This window comes from Alphaproteobacteria bacterium (assembly GCA_033762625.1).
Classification (GTDB): Bacteria; Pseudomonadota; Alphaproteobacteria; order UBA9219; family RGZA01; genus RGZA01.
Genome location: JANRLI010000002.1, coordinates 1 through 21,663, shown reverse-complemented (window position 1 = coordinate 21,663; position 21,663 = coordinate 1). Strand labels below are relative to the sequence as shown.

Here is a 21,663-nt window from a genome sequence, read left to right as displayed (position 1 = left end):
GAGGAAGCGCATGACGATCCCGCTTATTGTTGATACGACCGAGGATTTTGAAAAGCGTCTATGGCGCGCGGCCACCATCGGCATGATTGAAAAGCTGGAAGCTGCAGCAAAGGAAGCGCTTACCAAAAATGATCGTGAGACTCATCAGCGTATGCAAGCTGAAGCAGAGGAGTTACGGCAACAATACCTCAACACCAAAGATGATGCTGGCAATGGAATACGACCCCAGCGCGGCTTGGATGGGCAAGTCATTCACGGCACGTTGTCCAATAGAGTGCTTGCGCCACTCGACACCAAGCGAATAGAAAAAGAATGGGCGGCTCTGGGTGCTGAACGGATATTCAGCACAGACAACGCGATGGTTTTTGATTGCGGACAGCGCGGCAAAGTTCTGATCACGCAGACCAATATATTTGTCAAAGGCCAATTAATAAAAGATCTGACCGTAAAGCTTTTGGCCACGAGGCACATACAGCTTCACTGGGAAGGCAATCCATATTATTTCCTTAGTTCCAGTCCGAATAATGCGCAGGCTAAATTCGAGGAAGCTGTTGCCACCGAAATTCTCGGCGGCAAGGTTTTGAATTGCCATATTCCACCCTCCCGCCGCATGGAAGCTGAAGCACTAAAGGCGCAGATGCACCAAATTCTTGATGATATTTATGCGGGTCGTGTTCCAACACGTCCTGATCCGCTCGCAGCAAAAATGGATCCAGCTATTATCGCTGCATCGAAAAAAACTGGGGCACAGGCTTCCGGTGCGGCGCTTGGCTAATCTGCACCGAAAAACCGTGCCCGATCTTGGCTATGTAGTGCTGAGGTGAAAGCTTTTCAAGCCGGCATCGTTTGACAATTTGACAATCTATTGCGCAGCCGCTGGCGAAGCCTTTGGCGGACAGACGGGGCCTTGCCATTGGCCTTTGGCTTGCAAGGCATTGGCCGCATCTTGCCCTTCGGGTTTTGCAATTCTGTCCGCGTCAATCTGATACGTAGGGATAGTCGCAATCCGCGTATGATCTTGGCCTATAAAATTCCGGTATGCAGGGTTGGCTTTGTTGGCGAAATAGGCTTGCTGGGTTTGCTGGTTGGAATGAATGTTCAGGCTTGCCGCGCGCGCTGCAAGGATCGTTGCAAGTCCATTTGGATGCGAGAGATGCGCCGCGCCGATAATAACAACGCTTTTATCATTACCTGCGGTGGCGGTGATATGTGCCGCCAGCTGGTCATCATGCATACCCCGCTCACGCAGCCGCGCAGTTTCTTTGAATCTGTCGCGGTAATCCTCAGCCGTCATGGTTCTATTATCAGGGGGGCGAAGATCTTTGTCTTTAAATTGGTCGGTATAGCATCGGTATGCATCATCACGTACCCCGCCTGCGGCGCTTCCTGTTTTCGTCGGGTCCTTATCGCTGTCATGGTCATAGTAATGCAATTGTATGCCGTTGATATGGGCATGACCGGTCAGGCGAAGCATATCCCGGTAGCCTTTTTCAGTGGGTGTTTCAGGGCCTTGTACACCTGTTGATTGACGCATTCTTGCGATTTCTTCATTTACTTTTTGTTCAACCTGCGCGGGGGTAGTCATGCCTTCGAATAAACGCTTATCCATCTCCAGCATTTCCTGATAATTTCTGGGCGTTTCCAGAAAGAGATGTTTGACCCCGGCCTGTTTGAGTGTTTCTATAAATTGGGGCGAGTGAAAGAACCCACTGATCCGCTCACTGGAGTGGTGGGTATCGCCAAGCAGGATGAATTGCGGCCCGCCTCGTATGAAACTTTGAAGGTTTTGCAAAGCCTATCTCATTGTTGATAATCCTCAATATACAAGCGGCGCTTTAATATTTGCAGAAAGCACGAATATTTTAAGGCCATTTTGAAAATTATTATGTAAAACAATGACTTATCAAAAATGTTTCACGTGAAACACATACAATAGTATGTATTGACCTGTTTCAAAACAACCAAGGGTTGTTTTTTTTAGGCTGCCTTTTTGGTACGCTTTACATAGCGCAAAAGGGAGATAATTGCAGCAGGCGTAATCCCCGGAATGCGTGCTGCTGCGCCAAGGGTGGCGGGTTTTACGGTCTTGAGTTTCTGGCGGATTTCGGCCGACAGGCTGCCCACTTCGTCAATGTTCAGATCCGCTGGCAGCGCCAGCGCTTCGTCACGAAGGAAGGCTTTGATGTCGGCTTCTTGGCGTTCCATATATCCGGCGTATTTGCCATCGATCTCCACTTGCTCGGCAATTTCGGGGGAAAGCTTTTTTAATTCCGGCCATAGCTGGCAAAGCTGGGCGAATTCCACCCCGCTGGATAACAGGTCATAGGCGTTACGGCGCACACCGTCTTGGTTCACATTCAACCCCATCTTCGCCAGCTCATGCGGGGTGGCGGTTAGGCCTTTCGCCAGCTCGCGGGCTTCTTCTAACCGGGAAGCCTTCTGCGTGAACGCCTTGGAACGCTCCTCCCCGATGCAGCCGATTTGCATCCCCAAAGCGGTAAGGCGCTGGTCGGCATTATCCGCCCGCAAGCTTAGGCGGTATTCGGCGCGGCTAGTGAACATCCGGTAGGGCTCATTCGTCCCGCGGGTAATCAGATCATCGATCATCACCCCGATATAGGCCTGACTGCGGTCGAGAATGACGGGGGCTGACCCGCTGGTTTTCATGGCGGCATTTAGCCCTGCCACAACCCCCTGCGCTGCCGCTTCTTCATAGCCGGTTGTGCCGTTGATTTGCCCCGCGAGGAAAAGGCCTGGAACGCGTTTTGTTTCAAGGGTTTGCTTCAATTCGCGCGGGTCCACAAAGTCATATTCAATTGCATAGCCATAGCGGATAAAGCGCACATGTTTAAGCCCGCGAATAGCCCGTACAAAAGCATCTTGAACATCGATAGGAAGAGAAGTTGAAATACCATTCGGGTAAATGGTGTCGTCATCCAAGCCTTCCGGCTCGAGGAAAATCTGGTGGCGTTCCTTTTCGGCAAAACGCACGACCTTATCTTCAATCGACGGGCAATAACGCGGGCCGGTTCCCTGTATCTGGCCGGAATACATCGGCGCACGGTGGATGTTATCGGTGATAATCTTATGCGCTTCAAGAGAGGTATAGGTAATCCCGCAGGCGATTTGCCGGTTCGCGGTTTTGGTGGTTAGCGTGCTGAAATAATAGGGGGTATCATCGGCGGGCTGCATTTCCAGACCGGCCCAATCAATTGTCTTGCTGTCCAGCCGTGCAGGCGTTCCGGTTTTAAGGCGGCCCAAGGGAAAGCCAAAGCGTTCAAGGGTGTTGGAGAGACCCATCGATGGCGCTTCCCCCACCCGCCCCGCCGGGGTCTTGGTTTCCCCCTGATGGATGAGGCCGCGAAGGAAAGTACCCGTTGTTAGAACAACGGCGCCGCAGGCGATTTCGGTGCCATCTGCTGTTACAACTGCCCTTATATTTCCGGCATCATCCAGCAGCATATCTTCAATTGCGTAGGGTAAAATGGTCAGGTTTTCCTGCGCATTCAGCGCGGCCTGCATATGCTGGCGGTAAAGCTTGCGGTCGGCTTGCGCACGTGGGCCTCTAACGGCGGGGCCCTTGGAGCGGTTCAATAACCGGAATTGAATGGAGGCGGCATCGGCAACGCGCCCCATCACCCCATCCAGCGCATCAATTTCCCGAACCAGATGACCCTTGCCCAAACCGCCAATGGCGGGGTTGCAGGACATCTCCCCGATGGTATCGACCTTGTGGGTGGCGAGCAGGGTTTTAGCACCTGCGCGCGCAGCCGCAGCCGCGGCATCACAGCCCGCATGACCACCGCCCACTACGACGACATCGAATTTAAGTGCGCTTTTCATTGTGAGCGGAACATATATTTTTTAACACTATGAAACAAGGAAAACTGCATCCATCGGTCATCCCCGCGAAGGCGGGGATCCACGCATGAAAAAAAGAAACAAGTTCGTGGATGCCCACCTGCGTGGGCATGACAAAAACAAGAGGATTTTTGAAATTATATTTTATAACAATGACTTATCAAAAATGTTTCACGTGAAACACATGCTATAGTATGTATTGATGCTTAATGAAACAACCAAAAGTTGAAAATTGGTTTTAAAAAATTATTTTCTTAAATCTTGTGCAGAAAAAGGCGCACTAATAAATTACATAAAACCTCTTTATTGAAAATCCAAATGCCCACAGATGTTCATGCAAAACGTAAGGAGCTCACCTTCGCACAAGCTGAAGGCGTGGATGAATTACCACGACAGCTGAGAAGAGATGAAATATCTCCTGAGCTACGAGCAATGTTATGGCTGCTAATTCACACTGACTTACAACAAGGTAAATATTTTTCCCGTTTTGATAATAACTTTCACTTAAGCGCAAAGTGGGAAAAACTTTTGCATCGTAAACATATATTTGTGGATCATAAAATGGTCGATGAATTTATAAGCGACCCTAGTGTTTTAATTTCTAAGGTCAAAAAAATTATAAATAGCGGCGACTATGTAGAGGTGTATGGATTTTTACAATGGGTGCTAAGAGAAAACAAAGAAGCTATTGATATTGAAAAAGTAAAATTGATATTAAAAAGAACTCATGCTGCCTACCGCTTAATTGAGGACCCACCGACTTTCATACCAATTAGCTCTGAAGAAGAAGTTGGTGCTATAAATCAAGCGTTTCTAGATTTAAGAGCACAAGAATTTGATGGCGCTCGCACGCATTTACGCACAGCTGCACAAAATCTTACATCTGGTGGTTATGCTGATAGTATTCGGGAAAGCATACATGCAGTGGAATCGGTGGCGCGTTTACTGGGTGGCACAAATTCATTAGGTGGCGCGCTTCAGAAACTCAAATCTAAAAAAGCGGTTCACCCAGCTTTAGAAAAAGGCTTCGGGGCGCTGTATGGTTTTACATCCGATGAAAAGGGTATTCGCCATCCTTTGCTGGATGATGCTACATCTGCGGTTGATGAAACCGACGCAATTTTTATGATTGGTGCTTGCGCCTCGTTTGTTTCTTATTTGATAAATCGTACGCGCGATACAAAATAAAACTTACCCTCGCGGTGCCACTAACCTGCTCCATGCGCTGCGTGCGGCAATTCTTTGCCGCAGGATAAACCGTTTGGGGAAGGATTCAAATTGGGCGGGTTCATGCAAATCCAGCTTGCCGTGCAGCATCATGCCGAAGGCCGCAAATAAGCGGCGGCTGTGAGGGTTCGTTTCCACATCTTTTTCAGGATGGTTTTGCACCCCGATAAAATTGGTGTGTTTGATGTGAATGGCTTCAATTGTGTCATCGGGCGCATGCGCCATGACGGTGATGTGGCTTTCAGGCGGAATGGATGCTTCATCAATCGCGCGCCAATGCACCGAATTGATAACCGTTTTTCCGGGCATTTTAAATCGTGCGGTGGTGCGGGCGGTAAGCTCTGCTGCGCCCTTGCGCCCGAATACTTCGCCTGCCGTTGGTTGCAAGACATGCAGCACCGTATGACTTCTTATTTTGATGCCATGCGCGGGCTGATAGGCCTTATCATCATTGATGTCTTTGGGGCCGTGATCATCAATTTTTTTCAGCTTGGCGCCAAAAGCCACCGCCATTTGTTGCATGCCAAGACAAATGCCAAGGACAGGTGTTTTGGCCGGCGCCTGTTGCACGATGCCGAGGCTTAGATAATCCCGCGCGGCGTCATGCACGCTTTTATCAAATTCAGGTTTTTCGCCGTATAATTCGGGCATTACATTCGGGCGCCCACCCGAAAGCACAAAGCCATCATAGCGTTCGAATAATTCGGAGAAATCGCAGCCCGTCGGGTTGGTTTTGTAATTCCGCAAGGCAAGCTCAAACGGAAATTCATCGAGCACTTCTTGCGTGGGGCGGATGATATCGACCGCGACATTGGAATATTGGCGCAGCGCATCCACGTAACTGTCAACGCGCCATTTTTGATGGGCCGTTGTAACCACAAGCAAGACACGCTTGACGTTTGCATCGGGGATTTTGGAGGGCGGAAAAGGGTCGAAGCGTTTATCGCGTTCAATAAAATCAGATAACATCAGGTCCAAAGCAATTCATTATGATTAAAAAAACAACCCCATAAGACTAAAATCCGGCGGATTGCAAGTAAAGCACTTTAGTTTGCGGGTGCGAGAATGGCAGGCCACCGATGGTTTTTAGTTTCGAACATTTGGGATAGATTGCCTTGATGAGTGATAGCGCCACCGACAAACAACAACCGCAGCAACAAGCCGCATCGCATGCCCGAATGATTGGCCAAGGCATCAGAAGCGATATTTCTGAATTATCGCCGCTGGGCAGTTTTATTGAACGGATGTTTGGCGAAGCTGTTTACCGCAAAGATATGGCGCGTTTGCTTGGCATATCCGAAAAATATCTTAGCAACATCTTGAATAACATTTCACATCCTAGTCAACCTTGGTTGATCGAGATGGGCTGGGAAGCAATTTTATCGAACACATCCGGCTGGAAAGCAGACCCCGCATCCGCAAAAAAAGAATTTAATAAATTATTAGATGCTTCGCCATTACAGGCGAGCCATGAACAAAAACCGCCAGTGACAGGCACGATGGGCGAGATCTTCGATATCGTCTATCCCGGCTTAAAACGCTTGGAGCAAGCAGCCGCATTGGGCATTCCTTTGGATCGGCATGCCATGGCCGGCTTTGCCAACGGCAATAAAATGTCGCAAGAAAAAATGGCACTTTCATACATACGTGGCAGTTTGCAGCGCGATTGCGCGGGCCGCATCGATGAGCATACAGGTCATGATCTGTGGGATGTCGTTGCGCCAAAATATGATGCAATTGCCCATGCAAAAATTACCACGCGCATCGCCAGCACCAATACCGGTACCATCAAACAATGGCGCGCTGCTGTCGGCGAAGTGTTTCGGCGTGTTCGCGCCTATGCTGCGCCGCTGGATAAGGCCGAGGTGTTTTTTGAAACATTTGATAATGCGCAAACGCCGATATTTGCCAATGGCCATTACGATATGAGCGGCGGGTATTACAAGGCGATGGAAGAAGGCCGTGGCTTTGATGAAAACGGTTATCTGACCCCCAACGGCGTGATGACCAGCAAGGACTACCAGAAAACCCGCGCGTTATATCTGCGCGTGGCAACACAAATGGTTGCACGTTATCTGGGTGATGCGCAAAATTCCGAACAGGCGGCATTGCGCGATGCGCTGGAAAATGTTTTTCCAGAACTGGCGCTCGCCCGCCGCAATGCTGCAAAACCTGCTGCGCAATTCGGATAATCGTGATTAGCGTGAAAGGGCCTGCGCGATGTCATTCAACAGCGCGGGGCCTTTATAGACAAGCCCCGTATAAAGCTGGATAGCATTTGCGCCCGAATGCATCAGGCGGCGCGCATCTTCCCCGCTTTGCACACCGCCCACGCCGATAACCGGCATGGATGCGGGAACAAGGTTGCGGATTTGTGCAACCATCCAGCAGGAAATTTCCAACAATTGCTTTCCGGAATAGCCGCCAACTTCTTTTCCGTCATGGGTTGGCCATTGCGGTTTTTCGTTTAGCAAATTACTGATTCCAAACGGCACGGTGTTGGTGGCAATAAACCCATCTATTCCGGCGGCCAAGGCTGCCTTGACCATGCGTTCGACGGAGGCCTGTTCACGGGTTGGGCCAAGCTTGAGCAGCACGGGAATGCGCCCTGCCCCTTGCTTGGTTTTTTTAATTTGCGCGGCGGCATTATCTTCGATGCAGTGATCATCACGTTGATCATTACTGTGACCCGCAACATTAGGGCAGGATGCATTCAGCGTGATGTAATCGACATAAGGTGCAACGGCCTCTGCCAGTTGTTTGAATTCATCCAGTATATTATCGGGTGATGCGATGCTGGCACCCACACATAGATGTTTGCGTGAAGGGTGATGTTGAAACGCGCGAAGATTTTCAACAAATGGCACTAGCCCTTTGCCCGGTAAACCCAGCCAGTTTATGAGCGCGTTATCTGCCATTCGCTCTGCGTCTGCCGCTGACGCGGGTGACGCAACTGCTTGGGCGGTTTTTATTCGCCATAAGCGCGGTTGCGGATTACCGCTGCGCGGATGCAGCGTGACGGTGCCAGCTTCGACAATGCCAAAGCCCATTTTCGACCAGCCGGCAAGCGCGGCTGCTTCCTTATCTGCTCCTGCGGATAGACCGATTGGATTGCGGATGGTTTTGCCGAATAAGGACAGGTGTAAGTCGGACGTGTTTTGAAGTTCAGGCGCGAGGTCCAGTTTTAATGCTTGAATGGTCACTGCATGTGCGGCTTCAGGGGGCAGCAAACGCAATAATTCCATCAGCATTGCACACTCCAGTTCAGCGTACAGCTGCTGGCTGGCGATGGAAGCATGCCGATTGGTAACGGCGTAATGGTACCAAGCTCTGTTTTCAGTACATGGATTTCCGATGGCTGTTTAGTAAGGGTGAAGGTTTCTGAAGGCACAGGCAGGTTATAAAACCGCACGCCATTGGTGCACAGGAAATGAATAAAGGCTTCCTGCCCTGCCAGGGTGGATAAATCGGCGCCTGCTTGTTCAAATGCCTGCGCGTAAAGTTGCGGGGCAATCCCGCCCGTATAACAGCCCGCCGCGCAGCCACACGGCGTTGCTTTCACGCTATGCGGCGCACTGTCGGTGCCGGCAAAGAATTTGGTGTTTACAGGGTCAAGCACCGCCTGACACAGGGCCTGACGATCTTCTTCGAATTTTACAATCGGCATGCAATAGAGGTGATATTTCAACCCCTGCATCATATGCCCAAGGTTATATAACAGATGCTGCGGCGTGATGGTGGCAACCACATTCGGCCCGCGTCCATGCACGAAATCGGCAGCAACTTTGGTGGTGATGTGTTCGCATACCACCTTCAAATTGGGATAGGTTGCGCATAGCAAATGCATTTTTTCTTCATAAAACGCTTCTTCGGCGTTGCTGGCGCGGCCAAAATACGCCTCGCCCTCCAGATCATGCATTTCGCCGTGAAGGCACAGCACCACGCCATGTTCTTCCAGCGCGGCGATGACACCGTTCTGGATAAAATGGTTCAGCGACATGGCTTTTTCCGAATTGGTCGTGCCATGCGGCGGGTAGTATTTTACGGCGCGCAGCAATCCCGTTTGCGCGCCAGCGGCAATCATCTGCGGTGTTGTTGCCGCCGATAAATACAGTGGCACGATGATGTCGGAAAAGGCATGGCCACCGGCCGCGTTCAATTGCGAGACGTATTCTTCAATCGATAAATCAGCGCCCGCATCGCTTTTCAAAACCTTGGCAACGGGCGGTTTGGTGTTGGGCATCGCCAGAATGCCCGCGCAGCCCATTTTCAAATGCTGTTCAATCAGCGGTGCAAGCAACGCCCCCTGACGCATATGCGTATGCAAATCATACCATTTGGGGAGTGTGAATGAAGTACCAGCCATAAGACCCATTGAATAGACTGGCTTTTTCTATCACATAACCTTGGGATGTAAAAGATATTAACCACGTAAAACACTTTTAGTTTCGTGTGCCCAATATCATAATAACTTCATAATACTAGATAAACGAATTTCTAACGGAGATAGATATGGGCATTGCTTCAGCTTGGAAGGATTTGCGCGCTGGTGTTGCGGATGGCAGGGAATTTTCGGAGACACCAGGCTATCCCACGATGATTGTCCCACGTGACATTCAAAACGCCCAAGGATTGCGATTAGCATGGAAGTTGTTTGGCGCCGTTGCTTTCAACCGAGTAAAAACGGTATGGTCAACTCCACGCCCACCGGAATACCAAGGGTCCAGCCTTGCTTATAAAGCAGGCTATTTCCTTGGTGGCGGCGGTTAGTTTTTCTTAGCCTGCCCGCGTCTTAACTTCTTAAATTCATATATCGATTTCAAACCAGCAGTGCCCAGATTGCCGGCAGCGCAGATTTTTTGACTTTTTGTATAGAGCTGTTATTGAATAGTGGCTTATCCGATATCCCCCTCCTTCATAAGGAATTGCCATGATTAACAAGCTGCTTGCCGGACTTATTTTGATTGTGCTGATTTTTGTGGGCATCGCGCTGACCAAGCCCGATGAGATGAAGGTATCACGCAGCGCCGTAATCAATGCGCCGGTTGCAAAGATTTTCCCGCACATCAACGATTTGCATAAGTGGGATGCGTGGAGCCCATGGGCAAAACTTGACCCGACCGCTACCCCAACTTTTTCCGGCGCAACGCAGGGCAATGGCGCGGTGATGGCATGGACCAGCGAAAAGCCGGAAGTGGGCACTGGCAAAATGACCATTACCGAAAGTGTGACCAATCAACGCATCGTATTCTTGCTGGAGTTTGAAAAACCGATGCAGGGTACCAATACCGCTATCTTTACCTTCAAGCCAGAAGGCAAAGGCACCAACGTGACCTGGTCGATGTCAGGCAAGATGGGCCTTATCCAGAAGATGATGAGCATCGTCATGGATTGCGAAAAAATGGTTGGCGGGATGTTTGAAGAAGGCCTGAAAAACCTGAAAGAAGTCGTAGAAAAGTAAGTACCTGGGCAGTCGCGGTTGCGCCGTAAGGCGCAGAGCAGTCGCCCCAAATATAGTTACTTCCCGATGCAGAATTCTCTAAAAATAATGTCGAGAATATCATCGACATCAACAGCGCCCGTGATGCGCGCAAGCGCGCGCGTAGCAAGGCGAATATCCTCACCCGCTAATTCCGGCGGCTTGCCCGATTGAACTGCCGCAATCGCGCGTTGCAGATGCTGCTGGCAATGGGTGAGCGCTTCGCGGTGGCGTTCGCGGGTGAGCGGCGCGGCAGGCTGTTCATCCAGCATGTGTTTTAAGCGTGCCGCAATTGCATCCAGCAATTCGGCAATGCCCTTGCCCGATTGCGCGGAGATGTAAAATGCATTTGGAAGGTTAGTATTATTCGCGACATCAATTTTATTAATGACCGCAAAGCTTTTATCACCCAGCAATTTCAAACTGGGTTCATCGGGCGCGGTGCCCGCATCAAACAATACGATATTCAAATCGGCTTCATCGGCGCGTTTCAGTGCGCGTTTGATGCCTTCGCTTTCAATTTCATCAGCTGTATCGCGCAGGCCCGCGGTATCCGCCAAAATAACGGGGTATCCCGCAACGTCCAAATGCACTTCGATGATATCACGCGTGGTACCCGCACGCGCCGATACAATCGCCGCATCGCGCTGCGCCAGCGCATTAATCAGGCTGGATTTACCGGCATTGGGCGCGCCAAGCACGGCTATGGAAAACCCATCACGCAAGCGCTCGCCCCTACGGTTATCCGCAAGATGCGCTGCGATTTCAGCCGATAATTCATTCAAATTTTGCAAGCGCTGCCGGGTGATTTCGGGCGGCAAATCTTCATCCGGAAAATCGATATCCGCTTCAAGATGCGCAAGAATGCGTAATAGTTTTTCGCGCCAGCTTTGCGTAAGCTGCGACAACGCGCCGCCCATTTGTTTGAGCGCCTGCACGCGCTGAATTTGCGTTTCCGCATCAATGATGTCGGCAATGCCTTCGGCTTGCGTTAAATCCAGCTTGCCGTTTTCAAAAGCGCGGCGCGTGAATTCACCTGCTTCTGCCAGACGGCAGCCAAGGCTGCTTAACGTCGATTGAACTGCCGTGATAATCGTGCGCCCGCCATGCACGTGAAACTCGGCAACGTCTTCGCCGGTAAAGCTGTTTGGCGCAGCAAAATAAAGCACCAATGCATCATCCAGATGTTCCCCGTTTTGGGTGTTGAGCTTTAGAAAATAGGCATGACGCGGTTTTGGATGTTGCACATTCGCCATCGCACCGATTGCAAATTTTGCATTCGCGCCCGATACGCGAAACACCGCCACCCCTGCCCGCCCCGCAGCCGATGAAAGTGCATAGATGGTGTCAGCGCTGCTCATTTTATTTGGAAGGAAGCATTAAGCGTTCGACGGGTTTGCCGTTTTGAACATGGGAGATGAGGATTTCATCAATGTCGTTCTTGTTCTCCGCTCTGTACCACACGCCTTCGGGATAAATCACAATGACGGGGCCATGTTCGCAGCGGTCAAGGCAGCCCGCGCCATTGACGCGCGTCGAAGGGATGCCCAGTTCCTTGGCTTTATCCTTCATATAATTGCGCAATTTCTCGCTGCCCTTTTGTGCGCAAGAACCACGTTCATGGCCATCAGGGCGCTGGTTTGTGCAACAAAATATATGGTTCTCGAAATAGAGTTCAGTCATGCACAAACCCCATGAAATTGCGGCTCGCTCTGCGCCCTATTGTTGCGAGGTCGCTGTGCTTCGCACAACTGACCCTGCAAGTGACGCAACCGCTCGCACGCTGTGTGCAACAGAAAATATGATTTTCGAAGTACATCTAGTTCAACTTGCACACAGTGGGCGGTTTGGATGTGTCGCTGCCATAGACATGCAGATCACCTGCATCCGCACCGTTCACCGTATCGCCCGCACCCAATGCCGCGCGTTTGATCGTGAAATAGGTAACAGCGGAAGCAAGCTTGCAGGAATAGAGCAACGTATTCGCAATATCCATTTTATACATCTTGTCTTGTGCAACAAAGATGATGGTCGTCATTTGCTTGCCCGGAACGCCAACGAAATTAACCGTTCGTGCCAGCGCATCCTTGCCTTTGATGCCTAATGATTTTTCAAGGTTTTTGGTTTCTTGCGCCGCGTTTTCATCAAGGGGCAGTTGGGCAGGTTCCTGCTTCACCTGTTCTTTTACGGGTTCTTTGGCGGATTCCGCTGCTTTTTCGGCAGGCGTTTCGGCCTCTTTTTCAGCGGTTTGGGCGCTTGGTTTTTCTTCGTTTGCGACCACAGGGGCGGAGGGTTGCGTTTCAATATCCGATTTGCGCGTGATCACATAACCGATACCGATGAGCAGGACGACCACACATACACAGATGATAATCGTTTGTTTGTTCCAGTTCATAAGGATCGCTCCTATTTTTTATTTGCTGCTTGTGCGCTTGGCACGTTCGGGGTTTGCATCGAAGACCAGAACATTTTCTGGAATTGGTCAAAGGCCTGCATGCTCATGGGCAGCCATTGCTGCATCATTTTATCGGGTTCCATCTGTTTGATGCCGGACATCATGCGTTCCTGCATCTCCTTCATCATTGCCTGTTGCATCGGTTGCACATCAGGCAGACCAAAAAAAGCACGGGCTTCTTCGGGTGTGCATTCCATATTCACGGTGAACTTCATCGGATGACCTTTCAAGGTTATGATGAAAGCACAATAAGCTCCCCGCTTGAATGGAGCAATGAGGAAGTATATAGGAATAGGCCTGCCTTTATTCGAGGAGTTCGGAATGCCCCCATTTAATATTGAAATCCAAAGCCATGACGGCAAGACCTTTGGCGCATATCTGGCCAAGGCCAATAAGGCCAATGCCCCTGTCCTGCTGGTTATTCAGGAAATTTTTGGCGTGAATGAGAGCATGCGCGCCATGTGCGACAACTGGGCGCGTGAAGGCTATCATGCCATTTGCCCCGATATTTTCTGGCGCCAGCAACCGGGTGTGGAGCTGACCGATAAAACCCCCGCCGAGTGGCAGCAGGCAATTGCGTATATGAACGGCATGGATCTGGAACTGTGTTTGAAGGATCTGCAAAGCACATTAAAGCAGGCGCGCGCCATGCCGGGAACCAATGGCCGCATTGGGACAATGGGCTTTTGCCTTGGCGGTAAACTTGCGTATCTGATGGCCGCGCGTTCCGATGCGAATTGCAACATCAGCTATTACGGCGTTGGCCTTACGGAATTACTGAATGAAGTTCCCAATATCAAAAATCCGTTGCTGATGCATTTTGCCGAGAATGATAAATACCTGAACGGGGATGCATTACAAAACGTACGCGATGCGGTTGCCAAGAATCCCAGAATTGAAAGTTATGTGTACGCCGGTGTGGAACATGCGTTTTCGCGCATTAACGGTGAACATTTTGATGCCGATGCGGCCAAGAAAGCGTTTGAACGCAGTACTAAATTTTTGGATGTGAACCTTAGCACACCGCTTTAATTATAGACGCTAAGACGCTTTGTTCCAGATATGGCCGTTGATGGTGGCAATCGCCGCATCATGCGCGGCGCGTTCTTCATCGGAAAGCGGGAATTCGCGCACCGCGCGCAGGGTGTTTTTACTCGCGGCTTTTTCGGTTTTGGTTTTGGCGCCAAATTCCATATTAAGGCCGGTTTGCTTGCCGCCCGATAATTCAACGAATACGTCTGCAAGCAGGCGTGCATCCAATAACGCGCCGTGCAATTGGCGCGATGATGCATCGACCTTGAAGCGTTTGCACAAGGCATCAAGGCTTGCTGGCGCGCCGGGAAATGCTTTGCGCGCCAAGATGACCGTATCAATCGCGCGGGTTTTAGGCAGCGCAGAAAAGCCGATGCGCGTTAATTCCGCATTTAAAAATGCCATATCGAATGGCGCGTTGTGAATGACCAGTGGATCATCGCTGATGAAATCGAGGAATTCTTCCACGACCTGGCTAAAGAGCGGTTTATCGGCAAGAAACGCGTCGGTAAGCCCATGCACCTTTTGCGCTTCGGGCGGCATGTCACGTTCAGGATTTAGATAGCATTGGAATGTTTTGCCGGTGGCAATATGCCCCACCATTTCAACACAGCCGATTTCGACGATACGGTGGCCTTGCAAGGGATCAAAGCCTGTGGTTTCGGTATCAAGGATGACGTGGCGCATGCTGCTTCCATTTAGAATGAACACGTGACCATTCAAGCGCGTTTTGGAAGGTTATGCCAGTGGTGATTTATGAGGGATGATTTACGATACTCCGCGAATGCACTGGAAGCGCGGGCCGCGTTGAAACCGTGCGCGGGTGCTGACATCCATATCGGCATGGCCATTTTCTCTAAGATAGGCAAGCATAGCTGCGGGAAACACCGATGCTGCAACCGGGCCTTTTTTGATGCCGAGGGTGCCGCTTTCGTTTTCCGCCGTTAAAAAAGCACCAAGCTTTTCAGCAAGGACCTCGGCAAGGGCTGCATCATCCAGTTTGCAATCCACAGGAATGATGGCCATTACTTCAATGTTGCCTCGTTCTTCTGTTGCTTGCTGGGCGCTTGCAATACCAAGCGCGGTTAGTGACCATGCAGCAGCAACGGTTACGATGCGAACCATGCGAAGTGGGGATGATGTCATATAATGTCCAATATGTTAAAAAATATACTGGCAGTTATACCGCAAAGCTGTGAAAGCAATTCACGAAAAAAGCTTAAGAAAGGCCCCTCCAGAACAGCATTTCCATGCGTGCATCACCCTTTAAATCATAAAGATTATTAATGCCTTGCAGCCCCGTGGGGGATGTCACGTTAATTTCAATCAGGTAATCGCCGATGACATCGATGCCTGCAAAATAAAGGCCCATTTCACGTAACGTCGGCGCGATGATGCTGCAAATATCCCTATCGCGCTGTGTTAGTTCGCATTTATGTGCCGATGCGCCAAGCGCAAGATTGGCGCGGAATTCGCCTTCCTTGGGCATGCGTTGCATCACGCCAACGGGCTTGCCATCAAACAGAATGATGCGTTTATCGCCGTTGGAGATTTCCGGCAAAAACGGTTGCAGCAACATCGGCTCCCCGGTTTTTTCAAGATGTTCCTTGGCAAGCGTTAGCAGCTCATCCAGTTCATTGAGCGCAAAGCGAAACACATCACGCCCCGCATTGCCGTAAAGTTTTTTGGCAACAACGGTGCCGTGCTGCTTGGTGAATTCGGTGATATCGCGCCCATCATACGCAATGAGCGTGGGCGGCAATAAATTAGGCCAGCGCAGCATTAGCAGTTTTTCCGGTGCGTTGCGCACACCTGTTGGGTTATTGATGATGCGCGGGCCAACAATCTGGTCGAGCAGATGCGTATTGGTGATATAGCCCATATCAAAGGGCGGATCTTGCCGTAGCAAAATCACATCGACATCTGTTGAAAGATTTAAACGCTTATCGCCAATAATGGTGAAGTGATTGCCCGCTTCGCGGCGCAAGGCGACTTCCTGTGCCCGCGCAACCACCTGCCCGTTTTGCCAGTGCATGTCTTTGGGGTGATAGCTGTAAAGGGTGTGGCCCAATTCCTGCGCGCCCAGACCCAGCACAAAGGTGCTGTCGCCATTGATATTAATCCCCTGCAAGGGGTCCATTTGCAGCGCGATGCGTAATTTCTTGCTCATGATGAATGAAATTAGACGGAAACCTTGAAAAGGAAAGGCAAAAAATGCTTTTTGAAAGTAAAGTAAAAGGTTAGTTTCATCGCTATGCCAAGAAAATATGGATCATCATCAGAGCCAACCACCGCCGCTGAATTTGCGGATGCGCATGTCGAGGTTGCTGAAAATATCTTGAACGACCCGGCGGCAGCGCTCGCCCAGCTTAAAGAAGCGTTCAAATATGATGAGCGCCAAAGCATCATTGGCCGCGCAGCCGCCATTGCAAAAGATGTAAGTGCCCCGTTGCTGCGGATTGATTTCTATAGCTTTGTTGCAACGCATGCGGCAAATGATGGCCAAAAAAACCATGCGATTGAAGCAGCCACACAAGCGCTGGCCGAGGCAGCGACAGGACGCGCATGTGAACACCCCGCTCCCCGCACGATTGACCCTGAAGGTATTGCGCGGCGCACGCTGGATATATTCAGCATACTCGATGGAAGTTTTAGCGAGACGTTTGGCCTGCGCAGCCAGCTGATGGAGATCTGGCATGCGCAAATTTCCACGTTGCTGGCACAAGATGAAGCAGCAGGAACTTTCAAAACCAGAGCCTTTCTTGGACAAGAAATCGTTCGCCGCGGGATGACGGCGCATAATCAATTCACCATCGGTGTGTTGAACGGTGCAATTAGCCGCGTTCTGGGCGACGGGCTTTCTGATGCATCGGCGGGGGCGCCGGTTAAGTCATCATCGCTGGCAGATGCAGATGCTGCGCGCGCGCGGTTGATTGCCAAAGCATGGCATGGCGCTGGCGCGAACCCAAGCGGGCAGCGTTACCAGTAACGTCTTGATGCTATCTGTTTATTGCAACCCGCTACGCAGTTTTTGCAGGATAAGCGCGGTTTGATGTTTCAAACTTTCCGGCACGCCCAGCTTCATAAAGGTTTCCAACGCGGTGACCGCGCTTTTGATATTGCCCATCTTGCCATGAAATAATCCAAGCTCGCGCCATAGCATCGCTTCGGCGGGCGCAAACAGCACCATGGTTTGCAGGCAATCAATCGCTTTTTCCAGCGCGCCATGTTGCAAGCGTCGCATCTTGATATTGTTTTGCAGCCGCAGCAGCACTTGGCGGTCACTGACCGGTTCATAATGTTCGGGCAGTAATTCGGCATCAAGGCCTTGCGTTGATTTCAATAGCTCGCGCAAGTCAATCGTGTGGCGCACCACGCAATTATCAAACGGGTCTAAAATCGCGCGGTCACCGCCCGCTTCCAGCCGCAGCAGGAAATGGCCCGGAAAACTGAGCCCCACCATGTTCCATTCCAACTTTCGTGCAATGTGTAAATAGAGGATGCCCAGTGCAACAGGAAGCCCTTTGCGCCGGTCAATCACGCGCATCAGATTGGCATTTTCCAAACTGTTGTAACTATCGCGGTCGCCGGTAAAGCCGTAATTATGCACCAGCGTATTGCGCAATAATAAAATCTGTTCATCAAGTGTGAGTTTGGAATTGGATAGATCCCCGCCTTTGCGGATCATGTCGCGCACCACCATATCAAGGAAAGAGCGATAGGATGGCAGTGCGGCAAGATTATCTTCCAGCGCGGCAAGGGCAAGCGCCACTTCGCCGATATCCAGCTTGTCATCCGGTGCTTCGCCCGCCGACATCAAAATGCGCAATGCTTGATCTTGCTCTACCTGCATTTTTACTCAAACGCCGTATGGCTTCGCTCGCATAAGCTCGCGGGACAGCAGTCGCTGTCCTTGTAGTCTAATCGAGAACAGTAAAAATATCTTAATGCTGCGTTTATGGGGCAAAAAACGCATTTTTGATGTGTTTTGGCAAGGTTTTGGGCGCGAATAACACGGCATCAAAGCGCACCGTTTCATAGCCTTGAACCTGCCCCATCATGTAACTGCCCGATGCAATCAGGCGCGCTTGCTGCGCAGGGCGGATGGCGGATGCAGCCGAAAAATCATCGCCGCGTTTTTTGACCTCAACAACGACCAGCGTTTTTTTGGTTGCTGCCAGAATGTCGATTTCTCCCGATGGTGTTTTAATGCGCCGGCCCAAAATCTGATAACCCTTGATGCGCAAAATAAGTTCGGCAAATTTTTCGGCCCATAAACCGTAGGCATAATTCTGCGCGCCTTTTTTTGTGCGAACACTCTGCGGACCGTTCACTTGCATTCACTCCCCGCAACCGTGCCTGCATTGTTTTTCAATTCCAGAATACGCTGGTAAAGCGTGCGGCGCTGTAGGCCGGTTTTGGCCGCAACATCAAACGCGGCATCGCGCGGGGAAAGGGTTTTGAGCGCGGCGAGCAGCAGCTTATCGGTTTCATCGGCATCATTATTTTGTGCGGTTTCTTGCGCAGGCGGCGCAATACAAATGACGCATTCACCGCGAATAGTTTCTTGTGCTTCAGTGTGTTTTGAAAGCTGCGATAACGTGCCGCGCCGTACCTCTTCATACATTTTCGTAAGCTCGCGTGCATAGGCGGCATTGCGGTTGCCAAGCACCGATAGCATATCGGCAAGTGTTTCAGCCAAGCGATGCGGCGCTTCGTAAAAGACCAAGGTTGCAGGAATGGATTGCAGGAGTTTGAGCACGTCCTTTCGCGCTTTGGTTTTGGGTGGCAGAAAGCCTGCAAAATAAAACGGCAGTGGCGGCAAGCCCGAAAGTTGCAGCGCCGTTAGCGCGGCATTCGCGCCGGGAATGCTGGTGACTTTTGCGCCCGCATCAATCGCTGCGTGCATGATGGTTTCGCCTGGGTCGGAAATAAGCGGCAATCCCGCATCGCTGACATAGACAACCGATTTACCCGCATCGATTTCGGCAAGGATTTTTTGCGCAGCAGCAGCTTCATTATGCTGGTGCGCCGCCACCAGTTTTTTGCCGGTAATCCCGTGCATCATCAACAGTTTTTGCGTTTGCCGCGTATCCTCGCAAAAGATGAGTTCGGCGTTACGCAACGTATCCAGCGCGCGTAGCGATATATCTGCAGAATTGCCGATGGGAGTAGCAACCAATGTAAGTTGGCCCTGTATGTTTTTGCGCGATGCCTCTGCGCTTCGCCCAACCAGCCCTGCGCTAGCTTGCTTTTTACCTGCTTCGCCCTTATATTTTTTACCGCTAGACACGCCTATTCTCCTTGCCCTCAACCTACACGAGCATTTGCGCCATGCGAACCCCCCTTCTTCTTGTCGTTTCATTGCTGGTCGTATTAACGGGCTGCAACACGGCTTCCAATATGTCACGCGAAGTGGGTAGCTGGTTTCGAACAGACCGTGCAACGGGCGGATATAATGCAGGCGGTCAACAAAATGGCAGTACGGAAACGCCCGCCGCTGCGCCAGCAACCGCTGTAACCAGCGAGCCATTAGCCAGTTCAGTGCAACAAGGGTCGCTTGATGGGACCCTGTCTAATAACAATGTGCCGCCGCAAAGCATGACCGGCAAAGCGAGCAATGCGCGCGCGGTAAAAGTAGCATTGCTGTTGCCGCTTTCGGGTAAAAACGCCAGCATGGGCAAGAGTTTTCAGGACGCTGCGCAAATGGCGGTGAATGATTTATCGGCGGATAATTTTGAACTTATTCCGCGCGATAGTGGCGCAACGCCGACCGAAGCCGTGCGCGCGGCAACCATGGCCATGGAAGAAGGCGCACAGGTAATTATCGGCCCCGTCTTTTCCGAAAGCGCGGCGGAGGTAAAAACATTCATCAATAATCGCGTTCCCGTCTTGGCGCTGACCAATGATGCGAATGTTGCGGGCAATGGAACCTATGTGCTTGGCTTTAGCCCTGCGCAACAAGTGCAGCGCGCCTTGCAATACGCAAGCGCAAAGGGCATTCGCAGTATCGCTATTCTTGCGCCGTCATCCATCTACGGCGATATGGCGGTGGCGGCAGCAAATAACAGCGGCATCAGCATTGTGGAAACGCAGCGTTATACCAACACCAAAGACAGCATCAAGAAAGCCGTTGCCGCGATATCGGCACGGCGCAGCGAAATTCAGGGAATTTTATTGCCGGATGGCGGCGCAGCATTGGGCAATGTGGCAGCAGAACTTACTGCGGTTGCATTGTCATCGCATGACATTCCCATTATCGGCACGGGATTATGGGATGAACAAAATGTGCAGCAATACAATGTTCTGGTCGGCGGATTTTTTGCAACCAGTGATCCCGCGCAGCGTTCGAAATTTACTTCGCGCTACCAGAAAGCTTATGGTTCAAAACCTGTGCGTCTTGCCAGCCTAGCCTATGATGCAACCGCCCTCGTCGCGGTATTGGCCAAGCAAGGGTTGAATTATGATGAACAGGCATTAACCAACCCTAGCGGGTTTGCGGGATTGGATGGAATTTTCCGGTTAACGCATGAAGGCATAGCCGAGCGCGGGCTGGCGGTGTTGGAAGTTACCGCAACCGGGTCAAAGGTGGTTGACCCCGCCCCTAGAAAGTTTCAATAAAACTGGTTATATCCGCCATTCGCTCTGCGCCAAAGGGCGCAACCGCTCGGGCGGAATGAGGCACCACCGCGACTGCGCTGGGTTGTATAAAATACAAAATACATTTAGCCTAAATCCGAAATTATCTAATAATATCAATAAGATACCGGACAATTTCAAGGTCTCGTTAACTCGTTTCGGGTACGTTTGTATCTATGAGTTTACAGACCTACACAGCAAGCCGCAGAAATTACCAAGGACTTAAGTCCGAACTTTCCGCTGCTGCTCCAAAGCCAGTGATGAACTTTGCATTGGATGGGTTGAAGCCACAAAAATCCAGCATCCGTTTTGATAATCTGAAACCAGCTCCAACCTCCAATGCGGCACGTTTGCAAAAAGTGCAACTCGCAGGTGGCGGTGAATTGCTGGTGCAAAATCCTTCAGGCACCACACGCGGTTTAATTCAGGCTGTTAAAGACAAGATGGCCGAATTGAAAATCAAGCGCACCCCGATTATCGCCATCACCGAACGCAATGCTGATTTATCCGGCATGGATTTATCTGGCATGGTTTTGACCGGCGGCGTTGGTTCCATCAACCTTTCCAACGCCAAGATGAAAGATGCAACCCTGATCGGTATTTCTGCTCCGCTTAATGCAGCAAACGCCGATATGGAAAACGTAACCGTGCGTGACAGCCGTTTGGATGGTTCGATATTCACTGGCGCAAATCTTGCTGGCGCAAATTTCATTGGCGAAAATTCAGCAACCAATTTGAAGGCAAAGAATGTGAAGCTGCAAGGCACAAACCTTGGCGGCGCACACCTCACCAATTCCGATTTCACTGGCGCGAATGTTGCGAACACCAATTTTGGTGGTAGCGATGTTGCTGGCGTAAATATGGAAGGCGCAAAAGGCGCATTGAACCTGAAGCAAATGCAACCCGGTAAGCCAATGCCTTCTTATATGGCCCGTGCGATGCAATTGCGCGCAAACTACATGCACGGCCC

Annotated in this window: 24 protein-coding genes; 9 read left to right on the top strand and 15 right to left on the bottom strand. The window is 50.8% G+C overall.

Going from position 1 to position 21,663, the window contains the following annotated elements:
- The first annotated feature begins 10 nt into the window (after window positions 1–10).
- Window positions 11–775 carry a hypothetical protein gene (locus tag SFW65_00255; protein ID MDX1921544.1) on the top strand — a complete coding sequence of 255 codons (765 nt, stop codon included), beginning with the start codon at window positions 11–13 and terminating at the stop codon, window positions 773–775.
- An 87-nt stretch (window positions 776–862) separates the two neighbouring features.
- On the opposite strand, the gene SFW65_00250 is transcribed toward SFW65_00255, so the two are convergent.
- The gene (locus tag SFW65_00250) at window positions 863–1,792 is read right to left on the bottom strand and encodes a hypothetical protein (protein ID MDX1921543.1); all 930 of its coding nucleotides are present in this window, start codon (window positions 1,790–1,792) and stop codon (window positions 863–865) included.
- A gap of 185 nt (window positions 1,793–1,977) precedes the next feature.
- Complete coding sequence (mnmG, locus tag SFW65_00245) at window positions 1,978–3,843, bottom strand: tRNA uridine-5-carboxymethylaminomethyl(34) synthesis enzyme MnmG (GenBank protein ID MDX1921542.1); 1,866 nt, start codon at window positions 3,841–3,843, stop codon at window positions 1,978–1,980.
- Window positions 3,844–4,179: 336 nt separating this feature from the next.
- Here mnmG and SFW65_00240 point away from each other — a divergent pair, with 336 nt between their 5' ends.
- Window positions 4,180–5,049 carry a hypothetical protein gene (locus SFW65_00240; GenBank protein MDX1921541.1) on the top strand — a complete coding sequence of 290 codons (870 nt, stop codon included), beginning with the start codon at window positions 4,180–4,182 and terminating at the stop codon, window positions 5,047–5,049.
- 3 nt (window positions 5,050–5,052) lie between these two features.
- Here the strand turns inward: SFW65_00240 and SFW65_00235 are convergent, their stop codons facing one another.
- The gene (locus SFW65_00235) at window positions 5,053–6,057 is read right to left on the bottom strand and encodes a gamma-glutamyl-gamma-aminobutyrate hydrolase family protein (GenBank protein MDX1921540.1); all 1,005 of its coding nucleotides are present in this window, start codon (window positions 6,055–6,057) and stop codon (window positions 5,053–5,055) included.
- A gap of 149 nt (window positions 6,058–6,206) precedes the next feature.
- Between SFW65_00235 and SFW65_00230 the strand changes: the two genes are divergently transcribed.
- Entirely contained in the window at window positions 6,207–7,280 is a 1,074-nt protein-coding gene (locus tag SFW65_00230; GenBank protein ID MDX1921539.1) for a hypothetical protein, read from the top strand.
- A 6-nt stretch (window positions 7,281–7,286) separates the two neighbouring features.
- Here SFW65_00230 and SFW65_00225 read toward each other — a convergent pair whose 3' ends face one another.
- Window positions 7,287–8,339: a dihydroorotate dehydrogenase 2 gene (locus tag SFW65_00225; protein ID MDX1921538.1), complete on the bottom strand. Its 1,053-nt coding sequence runs from the start codon at window positions 8,337–8,339 to the stop codon at window positions 7,287–7,289.
- Window positions 8,333–9,454: a dihydroorotase gene (locus SFW65_00220; protein MDX1921537.1), complete on the bottom strand. Its 1,122-nt coding sequence runs from the start codon at window positions 9,452–9,454 to the stop codon at window positions 8,333–8,335. The genes SFW65_00225 and SFW65_00220 overlap by 7 nt, the downstream gene beginning before the upstream one ends.
- Window positions 9,455–9,600: 146 nt before the next feature.
- Between SFW65_00220 and SFW65_00215 the strand changes: the two genes are divergently transcribed.
- Together SFW65_00215 and SFW65_00210 are read left to right on the top strand one after the other, a co-directional pair.
- The gene (locus tag SFW65_00215; protein MDX1921536.1) at window positions 9,601–9,858 is read left to right on the top strand and encodes a hypothetical protein; all 258 of its coding nucleotides are present in this window, start codon (window positions 9,601–9,603) and stop codon (window positions 9,856–9,858) included.
- Between the two features lie 160 nt (window positions 9,859–10,018).
- A complete protein-coding gene (locus SFW65_00210) occupies window positions 10,019–10,549 on the top strand; it encodes an SRPBCC family protein (protein MDX1921535.1) in 531 nt (176 codons plus the stop codon).
- 56 nt (window positions 10,550–10,605) lie between these two features.
- On the opposite strand, the gene mnmE is transcribed toward SFW65_00210, so the two are convergent.
- The 4 genes from mnmE to SFW65_00190 all read right to left on the bottom strand — a co-directional run bounded on the left by mnmE (window position 10,606) and on the right by SFW65_00190 (window position 13,237).
- Complete coding sequence (mnmE, locus tag SFW65_00205) at window positions 10,606–11,928, bottom strand: tRNA uridine-5-carboxymethylaminomethyl(34) synthesis GTPase MnmE (GenBank protein ID MDX1921534.1); 1,323 nt, start codon at window positions 11,926–11,928, stop codon at window positions 10,606–10,608.
- 1 nt (window position 11,929) lies between these two features.
- Window positions 11,930–12,250, bottom strand: coding sequence for a (2Fe-2S) ferredoxin domain-containing protein (locus SFW65_00200; protein MDX1921533.1), 321 nt, complete (start codon window positions 12,248–12,250; stop codon window positions 11,930–11,932).
- A 136-nt stretch (window positions 12,251–12,386) separates the two neighbouring features.
- Entirely contained in the window at window positions 12,387–12,962 is a 576-nt protein-coding gene (locus SFW65_00195) for a hypothetical protein (GenBank protein ID MDX1921532.1), read from the bottom strand.
- A gap of 11 nt (window positions 12,963–12,973) precedes the next feature.
- Entirely contained in the window at window positions 12,974–13,237 is a 264-nt protein-coding gene (locus SFW65_00190; protein ID MDX1921531.1) for a DUF6489 family protein, read from the bottom strand.
- A 106-nt stretch (window positions 13,238–13,343) separates the two neighbouring features.
- Here SFW65_00190 and SFW65_00185 point away from each other — a divergent pair, with 106 nt between their 5' ends.
- The gene (locus SFW65_00185) at window positions 13,344–14,054 is read left to right on the top strand and encodes a dienelactone hydrolase family protein (GenBank protein ID MDX1921530.1); all 711 of its coding nucleotides are present in this window, start codon (window positions 13,344–13,346) and stop codon (window positions 14,052–14,054) included.
- Window positions 14,055–14,063: 9 nt separating this feature from the next.
- On the opposite strand, the gene dnaQ is transcribed toward SFW65_00185, so the two are convergent.
- The 3 genes from dnaQ to gshB all read right to left on the bottom strand — a co-directional run bounded on the left by dnaQ (window position 14,064) and on the right by gshB (window position 16,224).
- Window positions 14,064–14,741 carry a DNA polymerase III subunit epsilon gene (gene dnaQ / locus SFW65_00180; protein MDX1921529.1) on the bottom strand — a complete coding sequence of 226 codons (678 nt, stop codon included), beginning with the start codon at window positions 14,739–14,741 and terminating at the stop codon, window positions 14,064–14,066.
- A gap of 81 nt (window positions 14,742–14,822) precedes the next feature.
- Complete coding sequence (locus SFW65_00175) at window positions 14,823–15,200, bottom strand: hypothetical protein (protein ID MDX1921528.1); 378 nt, start codon at window positions 15,198–15,200, stop codon at window positions 14,823–14,825.
- Between the two features lie 73 nt (window positions 15,201–15,273).
- Window positions 15,274–16,224, bottom strand: a complete 951-nt coding sequence (gene gshB, locus SFW65_00170; GenBank protein MDX1921527.1) for a glutathione synthase — start codon at window positions 16,222–16,224, stop codon at window positions 15,274–15,276.
- 84 nt (window positions 16,225–16,308) lie between these two features.
- Here gshB and SFW65_00165 point away from each other — a divergent pair, with 84 nt between their 5' ends.
- Window positions 16,309–17,043 (top strand): hypothetical protein, encoded by a 735-nt coding sequence (locus SFW65_00165; protein ID MDX1921526.1) that lies wholly within the window; start codon window positions 16,309–16,311, stop codon window positions 17,041–17,043.
- Between the two features lie 18 nt (window positions 17,044–17,061).
- Here SFW65_00165 and SFW65_00160 read toward each other — a convergent pair whose 3' ends face one another.
- From SFW65_00160 to rsmI, 3 genes are all read right to left on the bottom strand, one after another.
- On the bottom strand, window positions 17,062–17,907 hold the full coding sequence (locus SFW65_00160) for a transglutaminase-like domain-containing protein (GenBank protein MDX1921525.1): 846 nt from the start codon (window positions 17,905–17,907) through the stop codon (window positions 17,062–17,064).
- 103 nt (window positions 17,908–18,010) lie between these two features.
- Window positions 18,011–18,388 carry a YraN family protein gene (locus SFW65_00155; GenBank protein ID MDX1921524.1) on the bottom strand — a complete coding sequence of 126 codons (378 nt, stop codon included), beginning with the start codon at window positions 18,386–18,388 and terminating at the stop codon, window positions 18,011–18,013.
- A complete protein-coding gene (rsmI, locus tag SFW65_00150) occupies window positions 18,385–19,347 on the bottom strand; it encodes a 16S rRNA (cytidine(1402)-2'-O)-methyltransferase (GenBank protein MDX1921523.1) in 963 nt (320 codons plus the stop codon). The genes SFW65_00155 and rsmI overlap by 4 nt, the downstream gene beginning before the upstream one ends.
- Before the next feature lie 41 nt (window positions 19,348–19,388).
- Here rsmI and SFW65_00145 point away from each other — a divergent pair, with 41 nt between their 5' ends.
- Entirely contained in the window at window positions 19,389–20,675 is a 1,287-nt protein-coding gene (locus SFW65_00145) for a penicillin-binding protein activator (GenBank protein MDX1921522.1), read from the top strand.
- A 194-nt stretch (window positions 20,676–20,869) separates the two neighbouring features.
- Window positions 20,870–21,663 (top strand): pentapeptide repeat-containing protein (locus SFW65_00140; GenBank protein ID MDX1921521.1); only part of this gene is annotated, 794 nt, incomplete at its 3' end.